Here is a 19,715-nt window from a genome sequence, read left to right as displayed (position 1 = left end):
GTCTTTATTCATGTGCGAGGTCTCAGGCGAGCCGGTGAAGCTCACTGCCTTCCACTTGTCCCGACAGCGGCAATCCCCGTACCCAGCGTTCGATTTCCTCCACCACCCATGCTCCAAGCCGCCGCACCTCGCTTCCCTGTGCGCCCGCGATATGCGGTGTAACCATCACGTTGGGCAGTGCCAGCAGCGGATGGCCCTGTTCCAGCGGCTCGGGTTCGGTGACGTCCAGGAAGGCGTCGAGCCGGCCGGAAGCGCATTCCCGCGTCAGAGCGTCCGTATCGATGAGAGAGCCCCGCGCCGTATTGACGACCGTGCCGCCGTCCGGGATCAGGGCGAGGCGTTCGGCGTTCAGCAGGTGCCGCGTTTCGGGGAGTTCGGGAGCGTGGAGCGTAATGATCGCGCTCTTTCCGCACAGCGTCTCGAGGTCCACTGAGCCCGCCGCGTAGGGGTCGTACAGCAGAATCCGGTACCCGGCATCCGATGCGCGCAGCCGGTCCAGTACTTTCCGGCCGATGCGCGAGGCTCCGATGACGCCGACCGTCAGACCGTCGCCACCGCGACGCTCTTGGAAGCCGGGCCAGCCGTGGCGGCCGTGTGCCTTATAGACGGCGCCTGTGGCGAGGGCCCTTTTCGCCGCGAGAGTGATCAAGGCGAAGGCGTAATCGCCCACCGGCCCCGCATTGGCCTCGGCGGCCGACGAGACGACGATGCCCCGTTCCCACACCGCCGGTGTGACCAGCCCCTTGACGGACCCCGCGGCATGGAAGACCGCACGCAGCCGAGGTGCTGCCGCGAGGAATTCCTCGGTCAGGACCGGACTTCCCCACCCGGTGATGAGAAGGTCGGCTCGGGCCAGTCCCGCCGGCCCTTCCCGTGCCACGGAACCACCCGGCTCGGTGAATTCCCCGAGCCGCTTGCGCAGATCCCGCGGGAGAACGGCTGCCGCCGTCCCCGGATCCAGCGCCGTCACCACCACCGGTCCGCCATCGCTCACGCGCACCCACATGCCCGTCCCTGGAGAGAGAAAACACCGTGCCCGCGTCCCTCATACACAGACTCCGGGCAGTCGGCCCCCGGACCGTCGACGCGATCATCACCGGCGTCGTCCAGGCGGCGGTGACGATCCCGTTCGTCGTGCCGCGCGCGGCGGACGTACCGCCCGCCACCTGGTCGTCGTACGCGATGACGTCCCTGTCCGTTCTGCCTCTGCTGTGGCGGAGCCGCATGCCGCTGACCGTTCTGCTGTTGATCACCGCGGCGGGGATCGCGTATCTCCCCTTGGACGGGCCCGGGCAGCCGATGCCCTACAGTCCGCTCGTCGCGCTCTTCACCGTCGCCGCCCAGGCGGGGCTGCGGCAGCGGCGGGTCACGGTGGTGATCGGTCTGCCGCTCGTAGCCCTGGCCGTGGCCTTTCGTACGAACACCGCGCGCGAGTACCTCTTCGCCTTCTTCCTTTTCGGCATGGTCTACGTCCTCGGCGTGCTCGCCCGTACCCGCCAGGCGTACACCGAGGCGGTGGAACTGCGCGCGGCCGAGCTGGAGAAGGCGCGGCAGGCGGAGGTGGAACGGGCGGCCGAGCGGGAGCGGGCGCGGATCGCGCGCGAGATGCACGACGTTCTCTCCCATGCCGTCAGCCTGATGATCGTCCAGGCGGAGGCCGGGCCTCTCGTCGTACGGTCGGACCCCGACCGTGCGGAGGCGGCCTTCGACGCCATAGCGGGCGCCGGCCGTGACGCGATGGTGCAGCTGCGGCGGATGCTCGGGGTGCTCAAGGAGGAGCCGGGCCCGGCTGCCCGTACCCCCCAGCCGACTCTCGCCGGCCTCGAGGACCTGGTCGCCGACGTGCGGCGCACCGGCCTGGCCGTCACCCTCACCACCAAGGGCGTGCCCCAGCCCCTCGTGGCCGATGTTCAGGTGACGGTCTATCGGGTGGTCCAGGAGGCGCTGACGAACGTGCTCAAGCATGCCGACGCCACCTTGGTGTCCGTGCGTCTTGCCTGGGCGCCCGGGCGTCTGACCGTCGACGTGGAGAACGACGGGGAGGGTGTGGCACTTCCGTGGGCCGTCGCCGGAACCGGAAGCGGACGAGGACTGATCGGTATCCGGGAGCGAGCCGCGGCTCACGGCGGGACGGCGACGGCCGGTCCGGGCCCGGAGGGGCGCGGGTACCGCGTTGCGGTCGAGCTGCCCGTCGTGATCTCCTCACCGGCGGAGGTGGGGAGTTGACGATCCGTGTGGTGGTGGCGGACGACCAGGAGCTGGTGCGCGGCGGCTTCGCGATGATCCTGGGGGCGCAGCCCGACATCGAGGTGGTGGCCGAGGCCGGTGACGGCATCGAGGCCGTGGAGGCCGTGCGGCGGTACGCGCCCGACGTGGTCCTGCTCGACATCCGGATGCCCCGCATGGACGGCATCGAGGCGGCGCGTGTGGTGTGCGCGGAGACGGACACGAAGGTCGTCATGCTGACCACCTTCGACCAGGACGACTACGTCTACGAGGCGCTGCACGCCGGGGCGAGCGGCTTCCTGCTCAAGGACGTGCGCCGGGACGATCTGGTGCACGCGGTACGGGTGGTGGTCGCCGGCGACTCGCTGCTGGCGCCGCCGGTCGCGCGGCGGTTGGTCGCGGACTTCACCAGTCGTGGGCAGGTGGGCGCGGGTCCGGAGCTCGCGACGCTCACCGCGCGCGAGCGCGAGACGCTCGTCCTGCTCGGGCGGGGGCTGTCGAACGCGGAGATCGCCGCCGAGATGGTGGTCAGCGAGCACACGGTGAAGACGCATGTGAGCAATGTGCTGTCGAAGCTGGGCCTGCGGGACCGTATCCAGGCGGTCATCTGCGCGTACGAAAGTGGGCTGATCGCGCCGGGTGTGCGCTGAGCGGCCCGATGAGAGGTGCGACGAGCGGCCTGATGAGCGGAGCCTCGTCGGACTCACTCGTGCGGGGGAGTACGGCGGTTGACAAGACCACTCGCGTCGGCGATTCGCCGGAGCGCGCCGGAATCCAGGATGGAACACGTCAGCAGTGATCCGCTCGAGTTCCGGGGGAAGCCGCCATGCCTCAGCATCACCACCTCCATATCCACCGCCGCCTCCGTCGTCGTCCCGCGATCGCCGTGATCGCGACCGCCGTCGCCGCCCTGTGCATCGGGGCGGTCGCCCCGGCAGTCGCCGCCGTTCCGTCCGGCACTGCGCAGAACGCCTCGCAGTGCACCTGGAAGAGCGCCGGGCAGGCGTCGTTCTCGACCGCGTCGGCCGGTGCCGTGCCGACCGGTGCCGTGTCCGCCGATACCGAGGCCGTGCGGAAGGCCATGCGCGAGGCCATAGCGGGGCTGCCGGACGCGGACACCGCCACCGCCGCTCATGTCCGGCTCGGCGGGGAGGACGGCAGATGGCAGACCACCTCGGGCGTGACCGACATCCGTACGCGGCGCGCGCCGACGGGGGATGAGCGGTTCCGCGCGGGCAGCGTCACCAAGGCGTTCACGGCGGCGGCCGTGCTGCAGCTGGTCCACGAGCGGAAGATCGACCTGGACGGGACGGTGCAGCACTACCTGCCGGGTCTGCTGCCCGCCGCGTACCCGGACGTGAAGGTCAGGCACCTGCTGAACTACACCAGCGGACTGCCGAGCTCCGACGACGACCAGAGCGACTTCCCGGAGCAGCTCAAGGGCCGGTACACGACGTGGGACCACCGCACGATGGTGCAGAGCGGCTTCCACAAGCCCATGGAGTTCACGCCGGGCACCTGCCAGCACTACTCCAACATCGGCTACAACGTGCTCGGCCTGCTGATAGAGAAGGTGACCGGCCACTCGTACGAGAAGGAGGTACGGGTCCGGGTTATCAACCGCGCCGGGCTCAAGGACACCTACAGCCCCGGCAACGACCCCCGCATCCACGGCCGCCACCTGCGCGGCTATCAGCAGGACAAGGGAACGCTGGTCGACGTCACCGACTGGAACCAGTCGGTGACCTGGGCCTCCGGCGACCTCGTCACCACCGCCCCGGACCTGGAGCGCTTCACCACCGCCCTCTTCAACGGGCGCATCGTCCCGCGACCCGAGCTGGAGCTGATGTTCACGGTGCCCAAGGTGCCCGTGTACGGCGATGACACGGCGGAGGCGAAGTACTCCAGCGGCCTGAGCACCGACAGGCTCCCGGACGGCACGGTCGTCTGGGGGAAGACGGGTGGCCGCTTCGGCTACCTGAGCGGCTTCGCCGCCACCCGGAATCTCTCCCGCACCATCGTCTACTCGGTCGCCTCCACGCACGCGAAGGGCCCGGAGAAGAAGATGGACCCGACCGTCGTCAAGATAATCACCGCCTTCGCGGCGAAGGCGGACGACAAGGCGGACACCAAGGCGGACGACAGGGCTGAGGTCGCAGAGCGGCGGAAGTAACCCGAGGGGGCTCCCTCCGCCGCAGGGTCAGGACGTGCCCTGGCCGGGCGGCTCCGGTGCCGCGACCTGTCCCGAGCCGTCCGGGGCTGGCTGCTGCTCCCCGTTGGTGCTGGGAGAGAGCGCGTACAGCAGCTTCTCGCCGAGCTTGTCGGCGACGACGAGGGCGCGCTTGGCGGAGACGCCGAGCGGGATCGCCACGTCCTTGCTGTTCATCACGACGTCGGCGCCCGTGGTCAGGGTGTGCCAGCGCTGCTGCGGGTCGACGGCGTAGATGCGCCCGGCAGCGGCGCTCCTGGGGGTCGCACCCGTGACCTCACGGCTGCTGCCACGCTGGGTGTCCAGCAGGAGCGGGCCGACGGCGACGAGCGGGCCAGCGGCGCGCACGGTCAGGGTGCCGGGGTCCTTCGCGGCCTTGCCGGTCGCCAGGGGCTTGCCCGTGGCGGCGTCGTAGGCGGTGGCCCAGGTGGTGTCGTCCTTCTTCCAGACACCGACCAGCCGTCCGCCGTCCACGCCGAGCACGGTGTTGAGCTGGGCCTTGTCGGCGGGGGACTTCATCTCCAGGCCCTTGTCCGGCTGCTTGCCGGGGGCCAGGCGCCACCAGTGGCCGGACGGGTCGGCGGCCAGGACCGTCTGCTGGTCGGCGGCCAGGGCGGTGGTGCGTACGGGCAGGTCGACGTTCTGGACCTTGCCGTCGGCGATGACGGCGGCCGTGGCGTCGCGGAGCGAGATCAGGGGGGAGGGGCCCAGGAACGTCACGGTGCCGGAGTTGGGGATGTTGACGCTGTGGTGGGGGTGCTCGTCGCCGTCGATACCCCAGTAGTGCAGGGCCTGACCGGTCGAGACGGCGACGACGCGCTGGCCGTCGATCCGGGTGAAGACCAGGCTGCCGGAGGCGTCGTTGGGGACGCCCGCGGACCACTTGGTCACGCCGGAGGCCCCGTCGAGGACGACGAGCTGGCCCTTGTCGGTGACCGCGGCGATCGTGCCGTCCTCGTCGACCGCCGGGCCGATCTGCCCGCTGATCTTCAGGGCCCAGGCGGCCCGCGTCGTCCAGCCGTCGGGGGCCGGGCGCGGGAGGTTGGCCGGCGGGGGAGGCGTCGGCTTGGCGGACGGGGTGGTGGCGACGGAGTGCGGGGCCGTGTCGGGATCACCGCCGCCGCCCGAGAAGACGACGACGCCGCCGAGCACGATGACGCCCAGGAAGACGCCCATCGCGATCAGACCCTTGGCCTGCGACTTCCCCTCCTGGCTTCGGTCGTTCGCACCCTTCGCGCCCGGTGCGCTCTTCCCGCCCCGGGGGGTGTCGCTCTTGGCCGTGGCCGACGCTGGGCGGGGACGGCGCTTGCCACGCCGGCCGCCCGCGGCCTCGACGGCCAGCGCCTCGACGGTTCCGTCGGGGTGCACGATCAGGGGGAAGCTGGTGCCGTCGGCCTCCACGGCCGTCACCCGGATGGCGCGGCCGAGGCGGGCGTAGCGCTCGGCGACGTTCTTGACCGCCCACTGGCGGGCGTCGGCGCCGTCGAGGCCCGGAGGCAGGGGCAGCACGGCCCCGTCGACCTCGACGGTGCCCTGGCCGGTGAGGCGTACGACAGGGGCGGGCCAGTCGGGGACGGTGCTGGGATCGGTGCCGGTCGTCACTTGGCCACTCGCATCGTGTCGGCTTTCCACGGTTGGTCTTTGTCGGTGCGGGTCAGATGGATCCACGTCACCCAGGTGTCGGTCGGGCCCTTCCAGTCGTCCCGGCCGAGTGTCTTCACCGTGACTTCGAACTGGCGGAAGGCCTCGGTGTCGAGGTCCATCTGCTGGTCGTCGTAGGCGCGTTTGGCAGTAGCGGTGGTGTAGCCGTGATGCTCGGCCATGGTCCGCCAGGCGGCGTCTGGCTGAGCCAGCGGCTGTGCGTTCGCAACGTCCTTGGCGAGGGAGTCGGCCAGCCATTGCGTGGTGCGGCGCTGGGCGTCGGAGGGGCTGGAGTCGAGGTCGGTGTCGAAGGTCCAGTCGGTCACCGCGATCGCCTCGGCGACGGCGGTGGCGTCCTTCTCGTCGACGCCCTGGGGCAGGCCCGCCTTGGGGGTGCCCTCCTTGCCCTTGGGGAGGGGCTTGGGTGGAGAGTAGGTGGCGTTGGGGCGCGCGGTGGGCGGGGGAGTGGAGGGTTTGGCGGTGGCGCCGGAGTCCTTGGGGGTGTTGTCGCTTCCGCAGGCGGTCAATGCGACAGCCATGGTGGTGCTCGTCACGACCACGGCCCAACGGGATCGTTTACTCATGCCATTCTCCTGACATCCCACGGGAACTGTGTCCAGTACGGGTCCAGGTCGACGATCTCGACCGTCTTGCCCGGCCTGGGGGCATGCATCATCTGCCCGCGGCCGATGTAGAGGCCGACATGGCCCCAGTTGCCGTCGTTGTTGATGACGATGACGTCGCCCGGCTGCATCGCCTCAGGGGTGGAGGGTATGGAATGTCCGGCGCCGCGCTGGGTCTGCGAGGTGCGCGGAATTTCGACGCGTCCGCCGGTGCCGGCGAAGACGGCGTACTGGGTGAGTCCGGAGCAGTCGAAACCGCCGCCGGTGGGGCCGTTGCTTCCTCCGCCGCCCCAGATGTAGGGGAGACCGAGGGCCCGGCGCGCGGCAGCGACGATGCTGCCTCCGACGCCACTCGAAGGAACGTTTCCGCCGCCGCTCAGGGATCCCTGGTATTTCGAGGCGCTCTGGAGGATGGAGGCCACGTAGCTCTGGGTCTCGTGGTACGGCGGCATGCCGTGGAACTGGGTGACGCGGAACGGACCGGCGTTGTAGCCGGCGAGTGTCATCGCGACGATGTCGCCCTTGACGTTCCCGCTTGCTATCTCGGGCGCCAGGTCCTTGGCGATCGCGCAGTCGTAGGTGCCCTGCGACATGATCGCGTCGAACGGGTTGAACGGGTCGGCGACGCCATCGTGGTCACCGTCCACGCCGTAGGCGCGCCATGTGTCCGGGATGAACTGGCTCAGGCCCTTCGCGTTGGCCGGTGAGACGGCCTTGGGGTTCCAGGAGCTCTCGGCCTCGATCTGGGCGGCGATGATGGCCGGGGGTATCTGCGGACAGATGGCCCCGGCCTTCAATATCCATGAGACGTACTGGGACGGTACGGAACCGTCCTTCAGGCCGCCGCCGACGCTCCCGAAGCCGCCACCGCCGCCTACTCCACAGCCGGCCAGAACCAGGCTCAGCGCTATCGCCCAGCCCGCCCGAGCCTTACGGCGCAGACGCATCCTCACGACCCCCCGTTCGAATGCCATGTGATCTAGGTGTATTTAGTCGACTTGCTTGAATCGTTCGAATAGGTCGGGATGTTCCGCTGCGAATGCAGGTATTCGCGCAACTCTTCCCGCCAGATCCGCCATTCCTGCTTTGGTCCGATTTGGAACCCTGGGATGTGGTTGTCCCCTAACCACCTGACCAGGGTCGAAGCCTCGACTCGCAGGACATCTGCAACCTCTCGGGGCTTCATGACGTCCGGATACTTTGCCAGCGGATCTCCGTAGGCGCTCGGCCGCTCCACCCAACCTCCCCCCGGGCGATCCTCTGGTCGAGGAAGATCGCACGCTATCAACTACTGTTCGCAGCTGTTCGAATTTATGGCACACATTGACGACTGCTCAGGTACTGTAAACCTCCGCGATCCAGCCTGGTGACCGCGGAGAGGGGGAAAACGGGGATGGCGGACGAGATACCGAACCTTTGGGTCACACCACAGGCGACCGCCGAGCCCGAGTCCGTGGCGCAGCACCAGCAGTTCGCCGCGCACCAGGCGGCCGGTCCGACGGTGCCGCCGCCGGTTCCGAGCCGACGTCAGCTCGGTTCGGTCCAGGCCCCGCAGACGCAGCTCGGCACACTGCCGATGCGGCCCGCCCAGGGCGTGCTCTGGTGGGCGCTCGGCGTGCACGGGGGTGCCGGTGTCTCGACGCTGCTGCGCACCGTCGGTGGTGGCGGCGACGCCCAGAGGCGCTGGCCGGACATCCACGGCGCCGTTTCGGGCGTCCATGTCGTGCTGGTGGCGCGGGCGGACGCGCACGGACTGGCGGCCGCTCAGGCCGCGTTGCAGGAATGGCACTCGGGGCAGGCCCCGGCGAGCACGAACGTCGTGGGCCTGGTGCTCATGGCCGATGCGCCGACCAAGCTTCCGCGTTCGGTCCGCGACCGGATACGGGTGCTGACCGGCGCCGTCCCGCAGAGCTGGCAGGTGCCGTGGATCGAGGAGTGGCGCGAGGGCGGTAAGGCGCGCAAGCGCGTCAAGGAGCTCGAAGTCCTTGAACAAACGTTGCTGCAACTGCCGCCGCCGCACATCACCCTGGCCCTGCCACCCGGCCCGTCGGCCACCGAACGCACCCCCGGCCCGTCCGTGGCCGAACACGCCGCCGGCCCGTCCGTGACCGAGCGCACCGCCGGCCCGTCGGCCGGACACGTGCCCGGCCCGATGCCGAGCCCGATGCCGGGCCCGGCGCCGACACCCGCGCCCGCGCAGCCGGTCGTACCCCACGCCAACCCTGGTGACTACTACCTGCCGCAGCCGGGAACGCAGCAACCTGCGTCGCACCCGGCTCAGCAGACGCGCCCGGTGTATCAGCCGCAGCCCATGCCTCAGCACCAACCGGCCTACCAGAGCCCGCCGGTGCAGCAGCAGGTGCACCAGGCTCAGTCCGTACAGCCCGGCCCGGCCGCGCCTCCGGCGCAGCCCGCGCCGGCCGTGTACGTGCCGCAGCCGATGCCGCCGGTGCAGCCCGCACAGCAGGCGCACCCCCAACAGCCCCAGCATCCACTGGCCTCGGTGCCCCCGGCGCGTACCGCGCCGCCCGCGGCCGACGAGGCCGTGCTGCCTCCACCGGACCCGGCGACCCGTCTGGGCGCCTGGCCCGCCAACAACCCGACCTCGGAAGGAAAGCGTTGAACGACAAGATCGCCCTGGCCCTCGGCTCCTGCCCGCCCGGCGCCTGCAACAAGATCACCACCATCGGTTCCTGGATCACCTACCTCGCGGCCTGGGCCGCCGGTGTCGCGTTCGTGATCTCCGGCGCGATCCTCTGCTGGGCCTACTTCTCGGGCCACGGCTCGTCCCGCGCGATGAAGGCGCTGGGCGGTGCCTGCGGCGGCAGCATCGTCATCTCGGCCGCGTCCGCCCTGGCCAACGCCCTGCTGGCCTAGGCGGCACCAAGCGTTTTCCTCAGGGGGAGTTCTGAGTTCAGATGGCTGACAGGAACGACGGACAGGACAAGGGCAAGCTCGGCGGCACCCTGTTCATCACAAGCGCCGTGTTCATCCTTTTGGTGGTAGTCATGGGTGTGTTCGTGGCGGTCACCGGTGGCGACGAAGACACCAAGGGAGCCGACAGCGCCGCTTCGAAGACGCCCGCCACGCCGGCGGCGCCCGCTACCGGGGGCGGCAGCGTTTCGTCATCCGCGCCGCAGAAGCCCGCGGACGGCAGCTGCACGCCCACCGACACCGACACCAAGGTGCCCACGGTGGCTCCCAAGGACGTCACCTGGGAGATCGTCAACTCTGCGGTGCTGCCGCGCTCGAAGAGTGCGGGGCCGATGAAGTTCGACGGCCTGACAGCCAGCTGTTACGCGCATACCCCGCGGGGTGCCCTGATGGCGTCCATCAACGGTCACTACCGCAGCATCGTCGCGCTGCCGGACAGCAAGCCGATGAAGGAGATGCTGCTCCCCGGTCCCGGCCGCGACAAGCTGCTGGAAGGCGCGAAGCAGATCACGCAGCCTGTTCCCACCGGCGACCTGGCGCAGCTCGCCGGTTTTCAGATGGTGACGTACACCGCGGAGACCGCGGTCGTGTCCCTGGTCAACGGGGAGGCGGCAGGCCGCACGCTGAAGGTCTTCCAGGTGACGGTGCGCTGGGCGGACGGGGACTGGAAGGTGGTTCCCGCCGACGACGGCCATCTGACGTCGTCGAGCAACGCCATCAGTGACATGACCGGCTACACCCAGTTCAGGGGGCTGTGATGCCGAGTTTGAATCCCTGCGACTGGAAGTACGTCGAGTCCGGCTGCAAGAAGGTCAAGGAAGTCGTCGGCGGTGCGGTCGACACGGTCACCGACGCCGTCGGCGGCGTGGTCGGCGGCTTCGTCGAGGACCTGCTGAAGATGTTCGCCGCGGGCCTCGGCAAGATCGTCGCCGCCATGACCTCGTTCTGGGTCTACGCCCCGACTCCCGGTGTGGCCTCGACGGACGGCGAGGGTAAGCCGATCAATCCGACCGGGGCCGCCGATGTGGCCAAGTGGCTGGCTGATCACACCCTGTGGCTCACCCTCATCCTTACCATCATGTCCCTGACGTTCGCCGGAGTCAGGATGGCGATCGAGCTGAAGGGGTCCGGGGACCAACTGCGCAACATCGCGCAGGGAATGGTCAAGCTGGTGCTGCTCAACGGCACCTTCACCCTGGGTGTGCAGCTCGCCATCGAGGCGGGTGACGCCTACAGCAAGTGGATCATCAAGGAGTCGCTCGGCGGGGATGCCGACGCGAAACTGGGTGCCGCTGTCGCGGCGATCGGCGGACTGTCGGGTGCTCTCGGCGGGCCGGTCGTGCCGCTGCTGCTGGTGATCGTCTGCGTCTGCGCTTCCCTTCTGCAGCTCATCCTCATGTACTTCCGCGCCGCCATCCTGGTGCTGCTCGCCGGGACCATCGCGATCCCGGCCGCGACCGCGTTCACCAGCATGGGCTCGCGCTGGCTCAGCCGCTGGCTGACCTGGGTGCTGGCGTTCCTGTGCCTCAAGCCCGCCGCCGCGACCATCTACGCGGCTGCTTACCGGCTCCTGGGCTCGGGCGTCGACAAGGACCTCGGGTCCGGCATCACGGGCTTCGTCCTGCTGGCCGGTGCCGTGGCCGTGCTGCCCGCGCTGCTCAAGCTCTTCCAGCCGGCCGGTGTCGCCATGGCCGGTGGCGGCGGCTTCGGCGGCGGTGGCGGGGGCGGCGACAGCAGCTCCTCGAGCTCCTCCGGCAAGGGCCCCTCGGGCTCCTCGTCGTCCCCCTCCGGCGGCCAGGCGTCGTCCGGCGGAGGTTCGCCGAGCGGTGCCGGACAGGCCGGTCTGTCCGGAGGATCGTCCGGCATCTCGGGTGGCGGTGGCCTCGGTGGCGGCGCCTCCGGTGCCGCGGGCGGATCCGCCGGTGGCATGGGCGGAGGCGCGGGTGCCGGTGCCGGCGCAGGAGGCGCGGGCGCTGCCGCTGGTGGTGGCGGCGCGGCCGCCGGAGCCGGTGCGGGTGCCGGTGCGGGCGCGGGCGCGGGTGCCGCGGCCGGTGCCGGTGCGGGTGCCGCGGGTGGTCCCGTCGGTGCGGCGGCCGTGGTCGCCAAGAAGGCGGTCGACACTGCCAAGGCACAGATGATCAACGGCCTGAACGATTCAGCGGCAGGCCTGCATCAGGAACTGGACGGAGGCCCCAGTGGCTCCTGAAGTGCAGCAACTTCGCACTTACGGCAACTTCCGGCGGCCCCGTTCGGCCGGCCTCGGCGGGCTGGGGCTCGTCCCCACCGCGGTGCTGTTCGTGTTCATGGCGATCGCGGGCACCCTCGCCCCGCTCGACATGCTGATGGCCGCGGTCGTCGCCCTCATCGGTGCCGTCGTGCTCGTACCGCTCGCCGTGCGCGACCGGTACGGGCGGCACCTGGGCACGCTGATGTATTCGCGCCTCGCGTGGGGCGTGGGAGTGATGAAAGGTCAGAACGTGTACCGCTCCGGAGTGCTCTCCAAGGTCCCCGGCGGCAAGTCGCTGCTGCCGGGCCTGGCGATGGCCAGTGACATGTACGAGGCCACGGACGGCCTCGGCCGTCCCTTCGGGATGATCCACTACCACGAGGTGGAGCACTACGCGGTCACCATCGCCTGCAGCTCCCAGGGCGGCAGCCTCGTCGACCAGGGCGACATCGACTCCTGGGTCGCCAACTGGGGCCAGTTCATGCGCACCATGAGCGGCGAGCCCAGCCTCGTCGGCTTCCAGGTCGTCGTCGAGGTGGCCCCGGACAGCGGCGAGAAGCTGCACAACGAGATCACCCACCAGGCCGCGGACACCGCCTCGCGGCTCGCCCGCCAGGTGATGGCCGACATCGACCGCGACTACCCGTCCGGCTCGCCGACCATCAACACCTACCTCTCGCTGGTGTACGACGCCTCCTCGGCGATCGGCCGCAGCAAGCGGGCCGCCAGCGACATGGCCGTCGAGATCGGCCGCCGTCTGCCGTCGCTGACCGCGCGCCTGGCCACCACGGGCGCCGGGGCGTGCGCGCCGCTGTCGGCGACGGAGATCGCCGAGGTCGTGCGCACGGCCTATGAGCCGGGGGTCTCCCAGCTCATCGACCAGGCGCGTGCCGCCGGCCGGGACTCGGGGCTGACCTGGTCGCAGGCCGGTCCGACGACGCACGTCGCCAAGTCCAAGTCGTACTGGCACGACGGCGCCACCAGCGTCACCTGGATGATGGGCGAGGCCCCGCGCGGCGAGGTCTTCTCCGACGTGCTGCGCAACCTGCTCTCCGCCCACGGCGACATCGACCGCAAGCGGGTCAGCCTCATCTACCGCCCGCACTCGCCGGCCGAGGCCGCCACCATCGCCGACCGGGACTTCCGCGCGGCCCGCAGCCGTACGGAGACCACCCGCAACGGCCAGGCCCACGCCGAGGCCGAGTACATCGCCGCCGCCCAGACCCGCCAGGAGGAGGCCCGCGGCGCGGGCCTGACCCTCTTCGGCATGGTCGTCACGGCCACCGTGCTCGACAACGACGACGACGCGGACGAGCGGAACGGCGAGGGCGGCGGCAAGAGCCGGATGCAGGCCGCCGAGGTGGCCGTCGAGAACCTCTCGGCACCCGCCCGCATCGCCCTGCGCTACGCCTGGGGCAGCCAGGACGCCGGATTCCTCGCCGCCCTGCCGATCGGCGTGATTCTTCCGGAGCACATGACGATGAAGCTGCCCAAGACGCTCAAGTGACGTCGAAGAGGCAGTCGAAGTAGCAGAGCACGAAGTACGAAGTCGCGAAGTACGGGAACGACGTGCAGGTACGCAAAGGGGGAGTGCGCTGATGTTCCGGCGCTCGAAGAAGTCCGACGAGGTGGCCGGAACCGGCTCCGGCGCAATGGCCGGCGGCCCGGTGCTGAGCGGCCGCAACTGGGGCCAGGTGCCCCGCATCGGCAGCCGTGGCATGCACGGGGAGGGCGGTGGGCGTGTCTCCTATCTGGACATCCCCACCGAATACCGCGGCACCAGCCGCCAGGTGTGCGGCCTGTGGCCGTACGTCGTCGGCGCGGGCACCCCCATGGTGGGGGTGCCCCTGGGCCGCAACATCATCACCGGGGCGACCCTGTGCTGCGACCCCATCGCGTGGTTCGAGCGGGCCAACCTGATCTCCAACCCGTCGATGTTCACCCTGGCCAAGCCGGGTCTGGGCAAGTCCACGATCAACCGGCGCATGATCGTCGGACTGGACTTCCGGGGCACCGTCTCGCTCGTGCCCGGCGACACCAAGGGCGAGTACACCGCCCTGATGCGCGCCCTGGGCGGCCAGGTCATCCAGCTCGGCCGCGGCATGGGCGCGCTCAACCCGCTGGACCTGGGCGAGATGGGCTCGGCCGCCTCCCGGCTCGTCGGCAGCGCCCGGTACAGCCTCCTGCAAGAGGCCACCGGCCGCCGTTCCACCATGGTCGCCGCGCTCATCGCGATCGTCCGCAAGTCGCTGATCACCGGTGACGAGGAGGCCCTCCTCGGCCGCGCCATCGAGCTGCTCGACGACACCGACCTCGGCCGCCCGCCGATCCTCGGCGACCTCGCGCAGCTGCTCAAGGACGGCCCCGAGGCGCTGCGCCGCATGGTGCTGGCCGACGGCAACGACGACAAGTACCGGCTCGCCATCGAGCCGCTGCTCAAGTCGCTGATGTCGCTGGTCGAGGGCCCGCTCGCCAACACCTTCAACCGCCAGACCAGCGAGCGCCTCTCGCTGGACCGGCCGGTCTCCATCGACCTGTCCTCCATCCCGGCCAGCGAGAAGACGCTCGAGGGCGCCGTCCTGCTGACCTGCTGGGCCGAGGCGTTCGCCTCCATCGAGGCCCACGACCGGCTCACCGCCGCGGGGCTCGAGCCCCGCCGGAACTTCTTCCTCGTCCTGGACGAGCTCTGGCGCATCCTGCGCGCCGGCGTCGGCCTCGTCGACCGCGTCGACGAGCTCACCCGACTCAACCGCCAGATCGGCATCGGCCAGTCGATGACCACCCACTCCACCGCCGACCTGCTCTCCCTCCCCAACCCGGAGGACCGCGAGAAGGCCAAGGGCTTCGTCGAGCGAAGCGGCATGGTCTTCCTGGGCGGCCTGCCGCGCGCGGAGATGGACTCGCTGAACGCGATCGTCCCGCTCTCCAGCCGCGAGCGCGAGCTCATCGTGGAATGGTCCATCCCGCCGGGCATCGACAACAAGACCGGTAAGGAGATGCCGCCGCCCGGCCGAGGAAAGTTCCTGGTCAAGGCCGGTGCCAACGCCGGCATCCCGATCCAGACCGCGCTCACCCAGGCCGAGATCAAGCTCAACGACACCAACGAGCGCTGGGCCAACCGCATCGCCGACGACGACGAGCCGGCCGCCGGCCTCCGGGGCATGCCCGCGGCGGGAGCGAAGCGATGAGCCCGCTGAAGGCGCGCGGCCTTGGCCAGAACGGCTCCGGCCCGGCCCTCGCTCTCGCCGGCGTCGGAGCCCTCCTGCTGCTCGTCGGCGGCAGCTACCTCGCCCTGGTCGGCGCCCAGTGGTGGGCCACCGGCACCTGGGAGGCCGTGGGCCCCTTCGCGCCGCTGTTCGGCCTGGCCACCGGCGACTGGCACTGGACGACCGCCGCCACCGTGATCGTCCTCCTCGAGCTGGCCGTGGTGGCCGGCATCGCCCTGGTGGTCGTACGGGGCGTACGGCAGAGCTGGCGCGGCGGCGTCTCGAAGAAGTCCAGCGACGACGCCGCCCGCCGCATGACCACCCGCCGTGACCAGGTCGCCCTCCAGGCGGCCGCCGAGCGCACGGCCCAGCGCCTGTCGATCGACACCGCCGAGCCCGGCATCCGCATGGGCCGCTCCGTGACGACCGGGCAGCGCGTCTACGCGCCGTGGGAGTACCTGCACCTGACGATCGCCGGTCCCGGCCGCCACAAGTCCGTGGCGCAGGTGATCCCCGCGATCCTCAGCGCCCCCGGCGCCTGCGTGGCCTCCTCCAACAAGAACGACATCGTCACCCTCACCCGCCTCGCCCGTTCCTACAAGGGCAACACCTGGGTCTTCGACCCGCAGCAGATCGCCGAGGAACCGGCGACCTGGTGGTGGAACCCGCTGCGCCAGATCCGCACCCTCTCGGACGCCGAAGAGCTGATGAGCACCCTGGTCGACGCGGGCAAGGACGCCGAGGCCAAGGCCCGCTCCGACGGCTTCTTCGACCCCAAGGGCCAGCAACTGCTGAGCTGGTGCCTGCTGGCCGCGGCCCTCGACGGGCAGCAGATGACCAACGTCTACCTCTGGCTCGCCGACTCGCAGAACTCCGAGCCCGACGAGATCCTGCGCGCCCACGGCGCCACGGTCGCCGCGACCGGCCTGGAGACGATGCGGCGCCTGCCGGACAAGACCCGCGAGTCCATCTTCGCGACCGCCGAGATCTTCGTCCGCTGGCTGACGAACGACCAGATCACCCGATGGGTGACCTGCCGGCCGGAGGAGCTCGCCACGCGCCGCGAGTTCCGCCCGGACGAGTTCGTGCTGTCCACCGACACCATCTACCTCCTCTCCCGCAAGGGCGTCGGCTCGGCGGCCCCGCTGACCACCGCGCTGTCCGCCGCGATCCTCACCACCGCCGACCGCACGTCCGAGAAGATCCCGGGCGGGCGGCTCAACCCGCCGCTGCTGGCCGCCCTGGACGAGGTCGCCAACACCTGCCGCTGGAGCCAGCTGCCCGACCTCTACACCCACTACCGCTCCAAGGGCATCATCGTCATGGCCTGGCTGCAGTCCTGGGCCCAGGGCGTCGACACCTTCGGCGAGTTCGGCATGAAGACGCTGTGGGACGCGGCCGCGTGCAAGACGTACGGCGGCGGCTCGTCCGACACCGACGGCCTGCTGAAGAAGGTCTCCGAACTCGTCGGCCAGTGGGAGGCCCCGCAGACCACCCGCAACAGGGACAGCCGCTCGTTCATCGGCAGCCAGTCGACCTCCGAGACCACCCGCCTCGAGGACATCCTGTCCGTCGCCGACCTGGCGGCCCTGCCCGAGCGCCGGATGGTCGTCATGATGCACGGCATCCGCCCGATGATCATCGAGGCCGAGCCGTACTGGGAGACCGACCAGGGCGCCATCGTCGACGAGTCGAAGCGGCTGTACGGGGCCCAGGCCGCGCCGGTGATCCCGCAGACGCCGGCCGCGGCACCTCCCGTACCGCCCGGACCCCCCGTACCGCCCTTCCCCATGGAGAAGCAGCTGTGAGCGAGGAAGTGACGATCGGCGGCCTCGAGGCCCAGCTGATCGAGGTGGTCGACCTCGTCAGCCAGATCGCCGACCAGGACTACGACCGCGCCCAGCGGCTCGAAGAAATGATCAACGGGCTGCAGGAGCAGTTCGACGAGCTGAGGAGCGGGGGCGGAGGCGGGGCGGCCGCGCTCTCCCCGCAAGCCGGCGGCGGCGCCGGAGCAGGCACCGGGGACGGCGCCGAGGACTCCCCGCAGCCGCGCCCCTGGGCCGTCCGCGCCACGGCGGCCGAGTGGACGGAACTCGCCGACTGGGTCGACTGGCTGCAGAACTACTACCAGCTCAAGGGCGAGAACCAGATAGCCGTCTGCTGGCCGCAGCACGGCGGGGCGATCGAGGAGCTGGCCGGGCTCCACTCGTCCTGGAAGGCCGCGATGCTCGCCGACGAGCGGGCCGAGGGCACGGGCGACCAGTCCGGTTACTGGCACGACCGCAGCCTGTGGGACACGCTGGGCCGCGTCAGCCAAGCGGTCCCCAACGCCTGCCGCAACACCGGCCACACGGCGGCGCGCCCGCTGCCGGTCACGGACCGCGGCATGCTGCCGCAGCCGGTACCGCGACCGCGGTGACGTGACCACTCGTACAGCACCACATTGGAGGAACCATGTCTGCGTACCTTGACCAGGCCCGCGAGGCCTACGAGGCCGAGCGGCGCGTCCACGCGGCCAACAAGGCCCGGGAGACCCTCGCCCACGAGCGGAAGGCCCTCGCGGCCCTGGCCGCCGCCGACGCCGGCGAGACCCTGGACGCGATCGGCGGCGCCATCGGGCTGCACGCCACGAACGTCGCCGAGCTGGTCGAGGAGGCCCGCCGACTGGCGCCGGCCCTGCCCGGCCGCCCCGGCCGCAGCCCCCAGCACGTCGTCATGCGCTACGCGGCGGGCGAGATCAGCCGCGACGAGATGATCGAAACCCTGTCGACCTGGCCCTACGCACCGGCCGGGCCGATCGCCGAGAACCTGCTGAACGACTTCCGGCCGCGGGTGTCGGGGAGTTTCGACGAGGTGGAGTCGGCGCTCTACCAGAAGTACATCGACGGCGACGCGTACGACACGATCCTGCGGCGCTACGCGCAGCGGAACCAGTAAGGCAGAGGCAGGCAGGAAATCGTGGATCCCGAGAAGACAGCCGCGCATCGCCAAGCCCTGGAGCAGGCCGCACGCGACGGGCGGATCGGCCTCAACGCGCCGACGGCCACCACCAACAATCCGGAGTGGTTCGTCCGCGTCGGCGGCGAGGCGCGCATCACCGCCGGCCGTCAGGCCGTGCACGACAAGATCCTGAACGACTGGAAGAACCAGGTACCCGACCCCGGCAAGGACAGGATCGCCATCGTCACGGCGGGTCCGCCCGGGGCGGGCAAGTCGTCGGTCCTGCCGGGCGTACAGGAGCGCCTGAGCTCCGAAGGCTGGCGACAGGTCGACCCCGACGCGTTCAAGGACAAGCTGCTCGAACAGGCGCTGGAAGACGGCAGCTTCAGCCGGATGGTCCCGGAGGGCATGGGGCAGCCGGGCGAGCAGTTCTTCCCGCGCGAGATGGCCGCGCTGGTCCACCACGAGTCCGGCATGATCTCGGACAAGGCCATGGAGATGGCGCTCCAGTCCGGCGAGAACGTCGTCATCGACGGCACCCTGGCCAACGAGCAGTGGTCCAACCAGCTCGTCGACATGCTCGACAAGAACGGTTACTCGGTTCACGTCGTGGACGTCGAGACGTCCCAGGACGTCGCCCAGGAGCGCGTCAACGGTCGTTGGCAGGGCCCGTACGAAGAGGTCCAGGAGAAGGCCGCACAGGGCCAGGACGTCTCGAAGGAGCTCGGCGGCCGCTGGGTGCCGAACGAGGTCGTCGGGTACATGTACCCGGACGGCAACGGCGGCCGGGCGGTATCCGCCGACAACGCCGAGAAGCTGATCCAGAACCACGACGCGGTCAAGGAAGTGGACCGCTACTACACGCCGCACTCCAAGGCCGCCCCCGAGCGCATGGAGAGCTGGCAGCGCGACGCGGGCGGCAAGGTCAACCACAGGACCTACGACAACTCGCAGACCAGGGAACAGTCGACCGAGAAGTCGAAGGAAGCGCGGAGCGTCGCCGGGCAGTCGAAGATCGAGCAGCTGCGCGACAAGGTCGGCGGCCGGGAGACGGAGTCCAAGGCGGTCGTCGGCGGCAAGGCTTCCACCCAGCAGACGCAGACGCAGGCGCAGAGCAAGAATCTGCCCCAGGCGCAGCGCGGCGCGCAGCAGCGCGACGACAAGCGCCGACAGGATCGCGACCGCGGTCAGGCGCGCTGAGGCCCATGACCACAGGCATCACCGGAGGAAACATGTCCACTCATCGTGAGCGGATTCAGGAGGCCCGCGAGGCCGAGCGACGAGTGCTCGCGGCCAACAACGCGCGCGCCGCTCTCGCCCACGAGCGGAAGGCACTCGCGGTTCTCGCCGCGGTGGAGGCCGGCGAGGAGCGCACCGCTCTCGGTCTCAACCCGCAGGCGGTCGACGAGCTCGTGGAGGAGGCGCGTCGGCTGGCGCCCGTACCTCCCGGCCGGCTCGGCCGCAGCCCCCGGCACGTCATCGACCGTTACGCGGCAGGCGAGATCAGCCGTGACGAGATGGTCCAGGCGCTGTCCACGTGGCCCTACCGTGAGCGGGGCCCGATCGTCGAGGGAATGCACGACGACCTGGCGGTGGTCGAGGAGGGAACCTTCGACGAGGTGCAGATCGCGCGGGATCAGCGGTACATCGACGACGAGGCGTTCTACACGATCGTGCGTCACCTCGCGGCACAGCGGTAACGAGGGCGG

The 19,715-nt window shown here is 70.4% G+C and carries 19 protein-coding genes; 14 read left to right on the top strand and 5 right to left on the bottom strand.

Going from position 1 to position 19,715, the window contains the following annotated elements; all coding sequences use genetic code 11:
* Positions 1 to 22 precede the first annotated feature (22 nt).
* Positions 23 to 1,006: a hydroxyacid dehydrogenase gene (locus AB4K12_RS23515; RefSeq protein WP_368436073.1), complete on the bottom strand. Its 984-nt coding sequence runs from the start codon at positions 1,004 to 1,006 to the stop codon at positions 23 to 25.
* Between the two features lie 26 nt (positions 1,007 to 1,032).
* Between AB4K12_RS23515 and AB4K12_RS23510 the strand changes: the two genes are divergently transcribed.
* The 3 genes from AB4K12_RS23510 (at position 1,033) to AB4K12_RS23500 (ending at position 4,399) form a co-directional block, all read left to right on the top strand.
* Positions 1,033 to 2,226, top strand: a complete 1,194-nt coding sequence (locus AB4K12_RS23510; RefSeq protein WP_368436072.1) for a sensor histidine kinase — start codon at positions 1,033 to 1,035, stop codon at positions 2,224 to 2,226.
* Positions 2,223 to 2,876, top strand: coding sequence for a response regulator (locus AB4K12_RS23505; protein ID WP_368436071.1), 654 nt, complete (start codon positions 2,223 to 2,225; stop codon positions 2,874 to 2,876). The genes AB4K12_RS23510 and AB4K12_RS23505 overlap by 4 nt, the downstream gene beginning before the upstream one ends.
* A gap of 176 nt (positions 2,877 to 3,052) precedes the next feature.
* The gene (locus tag AB4K12_RS23500) at positions 3,053 to 4,399 is read left to right on the top strand and encodes a serine hydrolase domain-containing protein (protein ID WP_368436070.1); all 1,347 of its coding nucleotides are present in this window, start codon (positions 3,053 to 3,055) and stop codon (positions 4,397 to 4,399) included.
* A gap of 27 nt (positions 4,400 to 4,426) precedes the next feature.
* Here AB4K12_RS23500 and AB4K12_RS23495 read toward each other — a convergent pair whose 3' ends face one another.
* From AB4K12_RS23495 to AB4K12_RS23480, 4 genes are read right to left on the bottom strand one after another with little or no spacing between them, the layout of a single operon-like run.
* Entirely contained in the window at positions 4,427 to 6,037 is a 1,611-nt protein-coding gene (locus AB4K12_RS23495; protein ID WP_368436069.1) for a PQQ-binding-like beta-propeller repeat protein, read from the bottom strand.
* A complete protein-coding gene (locus tag AB4K12_RS23490; RefSeq protein ID WP_368436068.1) occupies positions 6,034 to 6,660 on the bottom strand; it encodes a hypothetical protein in 627 nt (208 codons plus the stop codon). The genes AB4K12_RS23495 and AB4K12_RS23490 overlap by 4 nt, the downstream gene beginning before the upstream one ends.
* A complete protein-coding gene (locus AB4K12_RS23485; protein ID WP_368436067.1) occupies positions 6,657 to 7,673 on the bottom strand; it encodes an NlpC/P60 family protein in 1,017 nt (338 codons plus the stop codon). Before AB4K12_RS23485 ends, AB4K12_RS23490 begins: the two co-directional genes overlap by 4 nt.
* Before the next feature lie 5 nt (positions 7,674 to 7,678).
* The gene (locus tag AB4K12_RS23480; RefSeq protein WP_368436093.1) at positions 7,679 to 7,885 is read right to left on the bottom strand and encodes a helix-turn-helix domain-containing protein; all 207 of its coding nucleotides are present in this window, start codon (positions 7,883 to 7,885) and stop codon (positions 7,679 to 7,681) included.
* A gap of 207 nt (positions 7,886 to 8,092) precedes the next feature.
* Between AB4K12_RS23480 and AB4K12_RS23475 the strand changes: the two genes are divergently transcribed.
* From AB4K12_RS23475 to AB4K12_RS23425, 11 genes are all read left to right on the top strand, one after another.
* Positions 8,093 to 9,322 carry a DUF6668 family protein gene (locus AB4K12_RS23475; protein WP_368436066.1) on the top strand — a complete coding sequence of 410 codons (1,230 nt, stop codon included), beginning with the start codon at positions 8,093 to 8,095 and terminating at the stop codon, positions 9,320 to 9,322.
* Positions 9,319 to 9,576: a hypothetical protein gene (locus tag AB4K12_RS23470; RefSeq protein WP_362262163.1), complete on the top strand. Its 258-nt coding sequence runs from the start codon at positions 9,319 to 9,321 to the stop codon at positions 9,574 to 9,576. Before AB4K12_RS23475 ends, AB4K12_RS23470 begins: the two co-directional genes overlap by 4 nt.
* Before the next feature lie 41 nt (positions 9,577 to 9,617).
* Positions 9,618 to 10,391: a hypothetical protein gene (locus AB4K12_RS23465; protein WP_368436065.1), complete on the top strand. Its 774-nt coding sequence runs from the start codon at positions 9,618 to 9,620 to the stop codon at positions 10,389 to 10,391.
* Positions 10,391 to 11,839 carry a hypothetical protein gene (locus AB4K12_RS23460; RefSeq protein WP_368436064.1) on the top strand — a complete coding sequence of 483 codons (1,449 nt, stop codon included), beginning with the start codon at positions 10,391 to 10,393 and terminating at the stop codon, positions 11,837 to 11,839. The genes AB4K12_RS23465 and AB4K12_RS23460 overlap by 1 nt, the downstream gene beginning before the upstream one ends.
* Positions 11,829 to 13,367: an SCO6880 family protein gene (locus AB4K12_RS23455; RefSeq protein ID WP_368436063.1), complete on the top strand. Its 1,539-nt coding sequence runs from the start codon at positions 11,829 to 11,831 to the stop codon at positions 13,365 to 13,367. Before AB4K12_RS23460 ends, AB4K12_RS23455 begins: the two co-directional genes overlap by 11 nt.
* A gap of 91 nt (positions 13,368 to 13,458) precedes the next feature.
* Positions 13,459 to 15,048: an ATP/GTP-binding protein gene (locus AB4K12_RS23450; RefSeq protein WP_368436062.1), complete on the top strand. Its 1,590-nt coding sequence runs from the start codon at positions 13,459 to 13,461 to the stop codon at positions 15,046 to 15,048.
* Complete coding sequence (locus AB4K12_RS23445; protein WP_368436061.1) at positions 15,045 to 16,874, top strand: type IV secretory system conjugative DNA transfer family protein; 1,830 nt, start codon at positions 15,045 to 15,047, stop codon at positions 16,872 to 16,874. The genes AB4K12_RS23450 and AB4K12_RS23445 overlap by 4 nt, the downstream gene beginning before the upstream one ends.
* Complete coding sequence (locus AB4K12_RS23440; protein WP_368436060.1) at positions 16,871 to 17,485, top strand: hypothetical protein; 615 nt, start codon at positions 16,871 to 16,873, stop codon at positions 17,483 to 17,485. Before AB4K12_RS23445 ends, AB4K12_RS23440 begins: the two co-directional genes overlap by 4 nt.
* A 35-nt stretch (positions 17,486 to 17,520) precedes the next feature.
* Entirely contained in the window at positions 17,521 to 18,003 is a 483-nt protein-coding gene (locus AB4K12_RS23435; protein ID WP_368436059.1) for a hypothetical protein, read from the top strand.
* A gap of 21 nt (positions 18,004 to 18,024) precedes the next feature.
* Entirely contained in the window at positions 18,025 to 19,206 is a 1,182-nt protein-coding gene (locus tag AB4K12_RS23430) for a zeta toxin family protein (RefSeq protein WP_368436058.1), read from the top strand.
* A 32-nt stretch (positions 19,207 to 19,238) separates the two neighbouring features.
* Positions 19,239 to 19,706 (top strand): hypothetical protein, encoded by a 468-nt coding sequence (locus tag AB4K12_RS23425; protein WP_368436057.1) that lies wholly within the window; start codon positions 19,239 to 19,241, stop codon positions 19,704 to 19,706.
* Positions 19,707 to 19,715: the final 9 nt, after the last annotated feature.

The sequence above is a fragment of the Streptomyces sp. C36 genome, assembly GCF_040932295.1.
GTDB lineage: Bacteria > Actinomycetota > Actinomycetes > Streptomycetales > Streptomycetaceae > Streptomyces > Streptomyces triculaminicus.
Note: the sequence above shows the minus strand (reverse complement) of the source record. Positions and strands in the feature narration are given on the sequence as shown.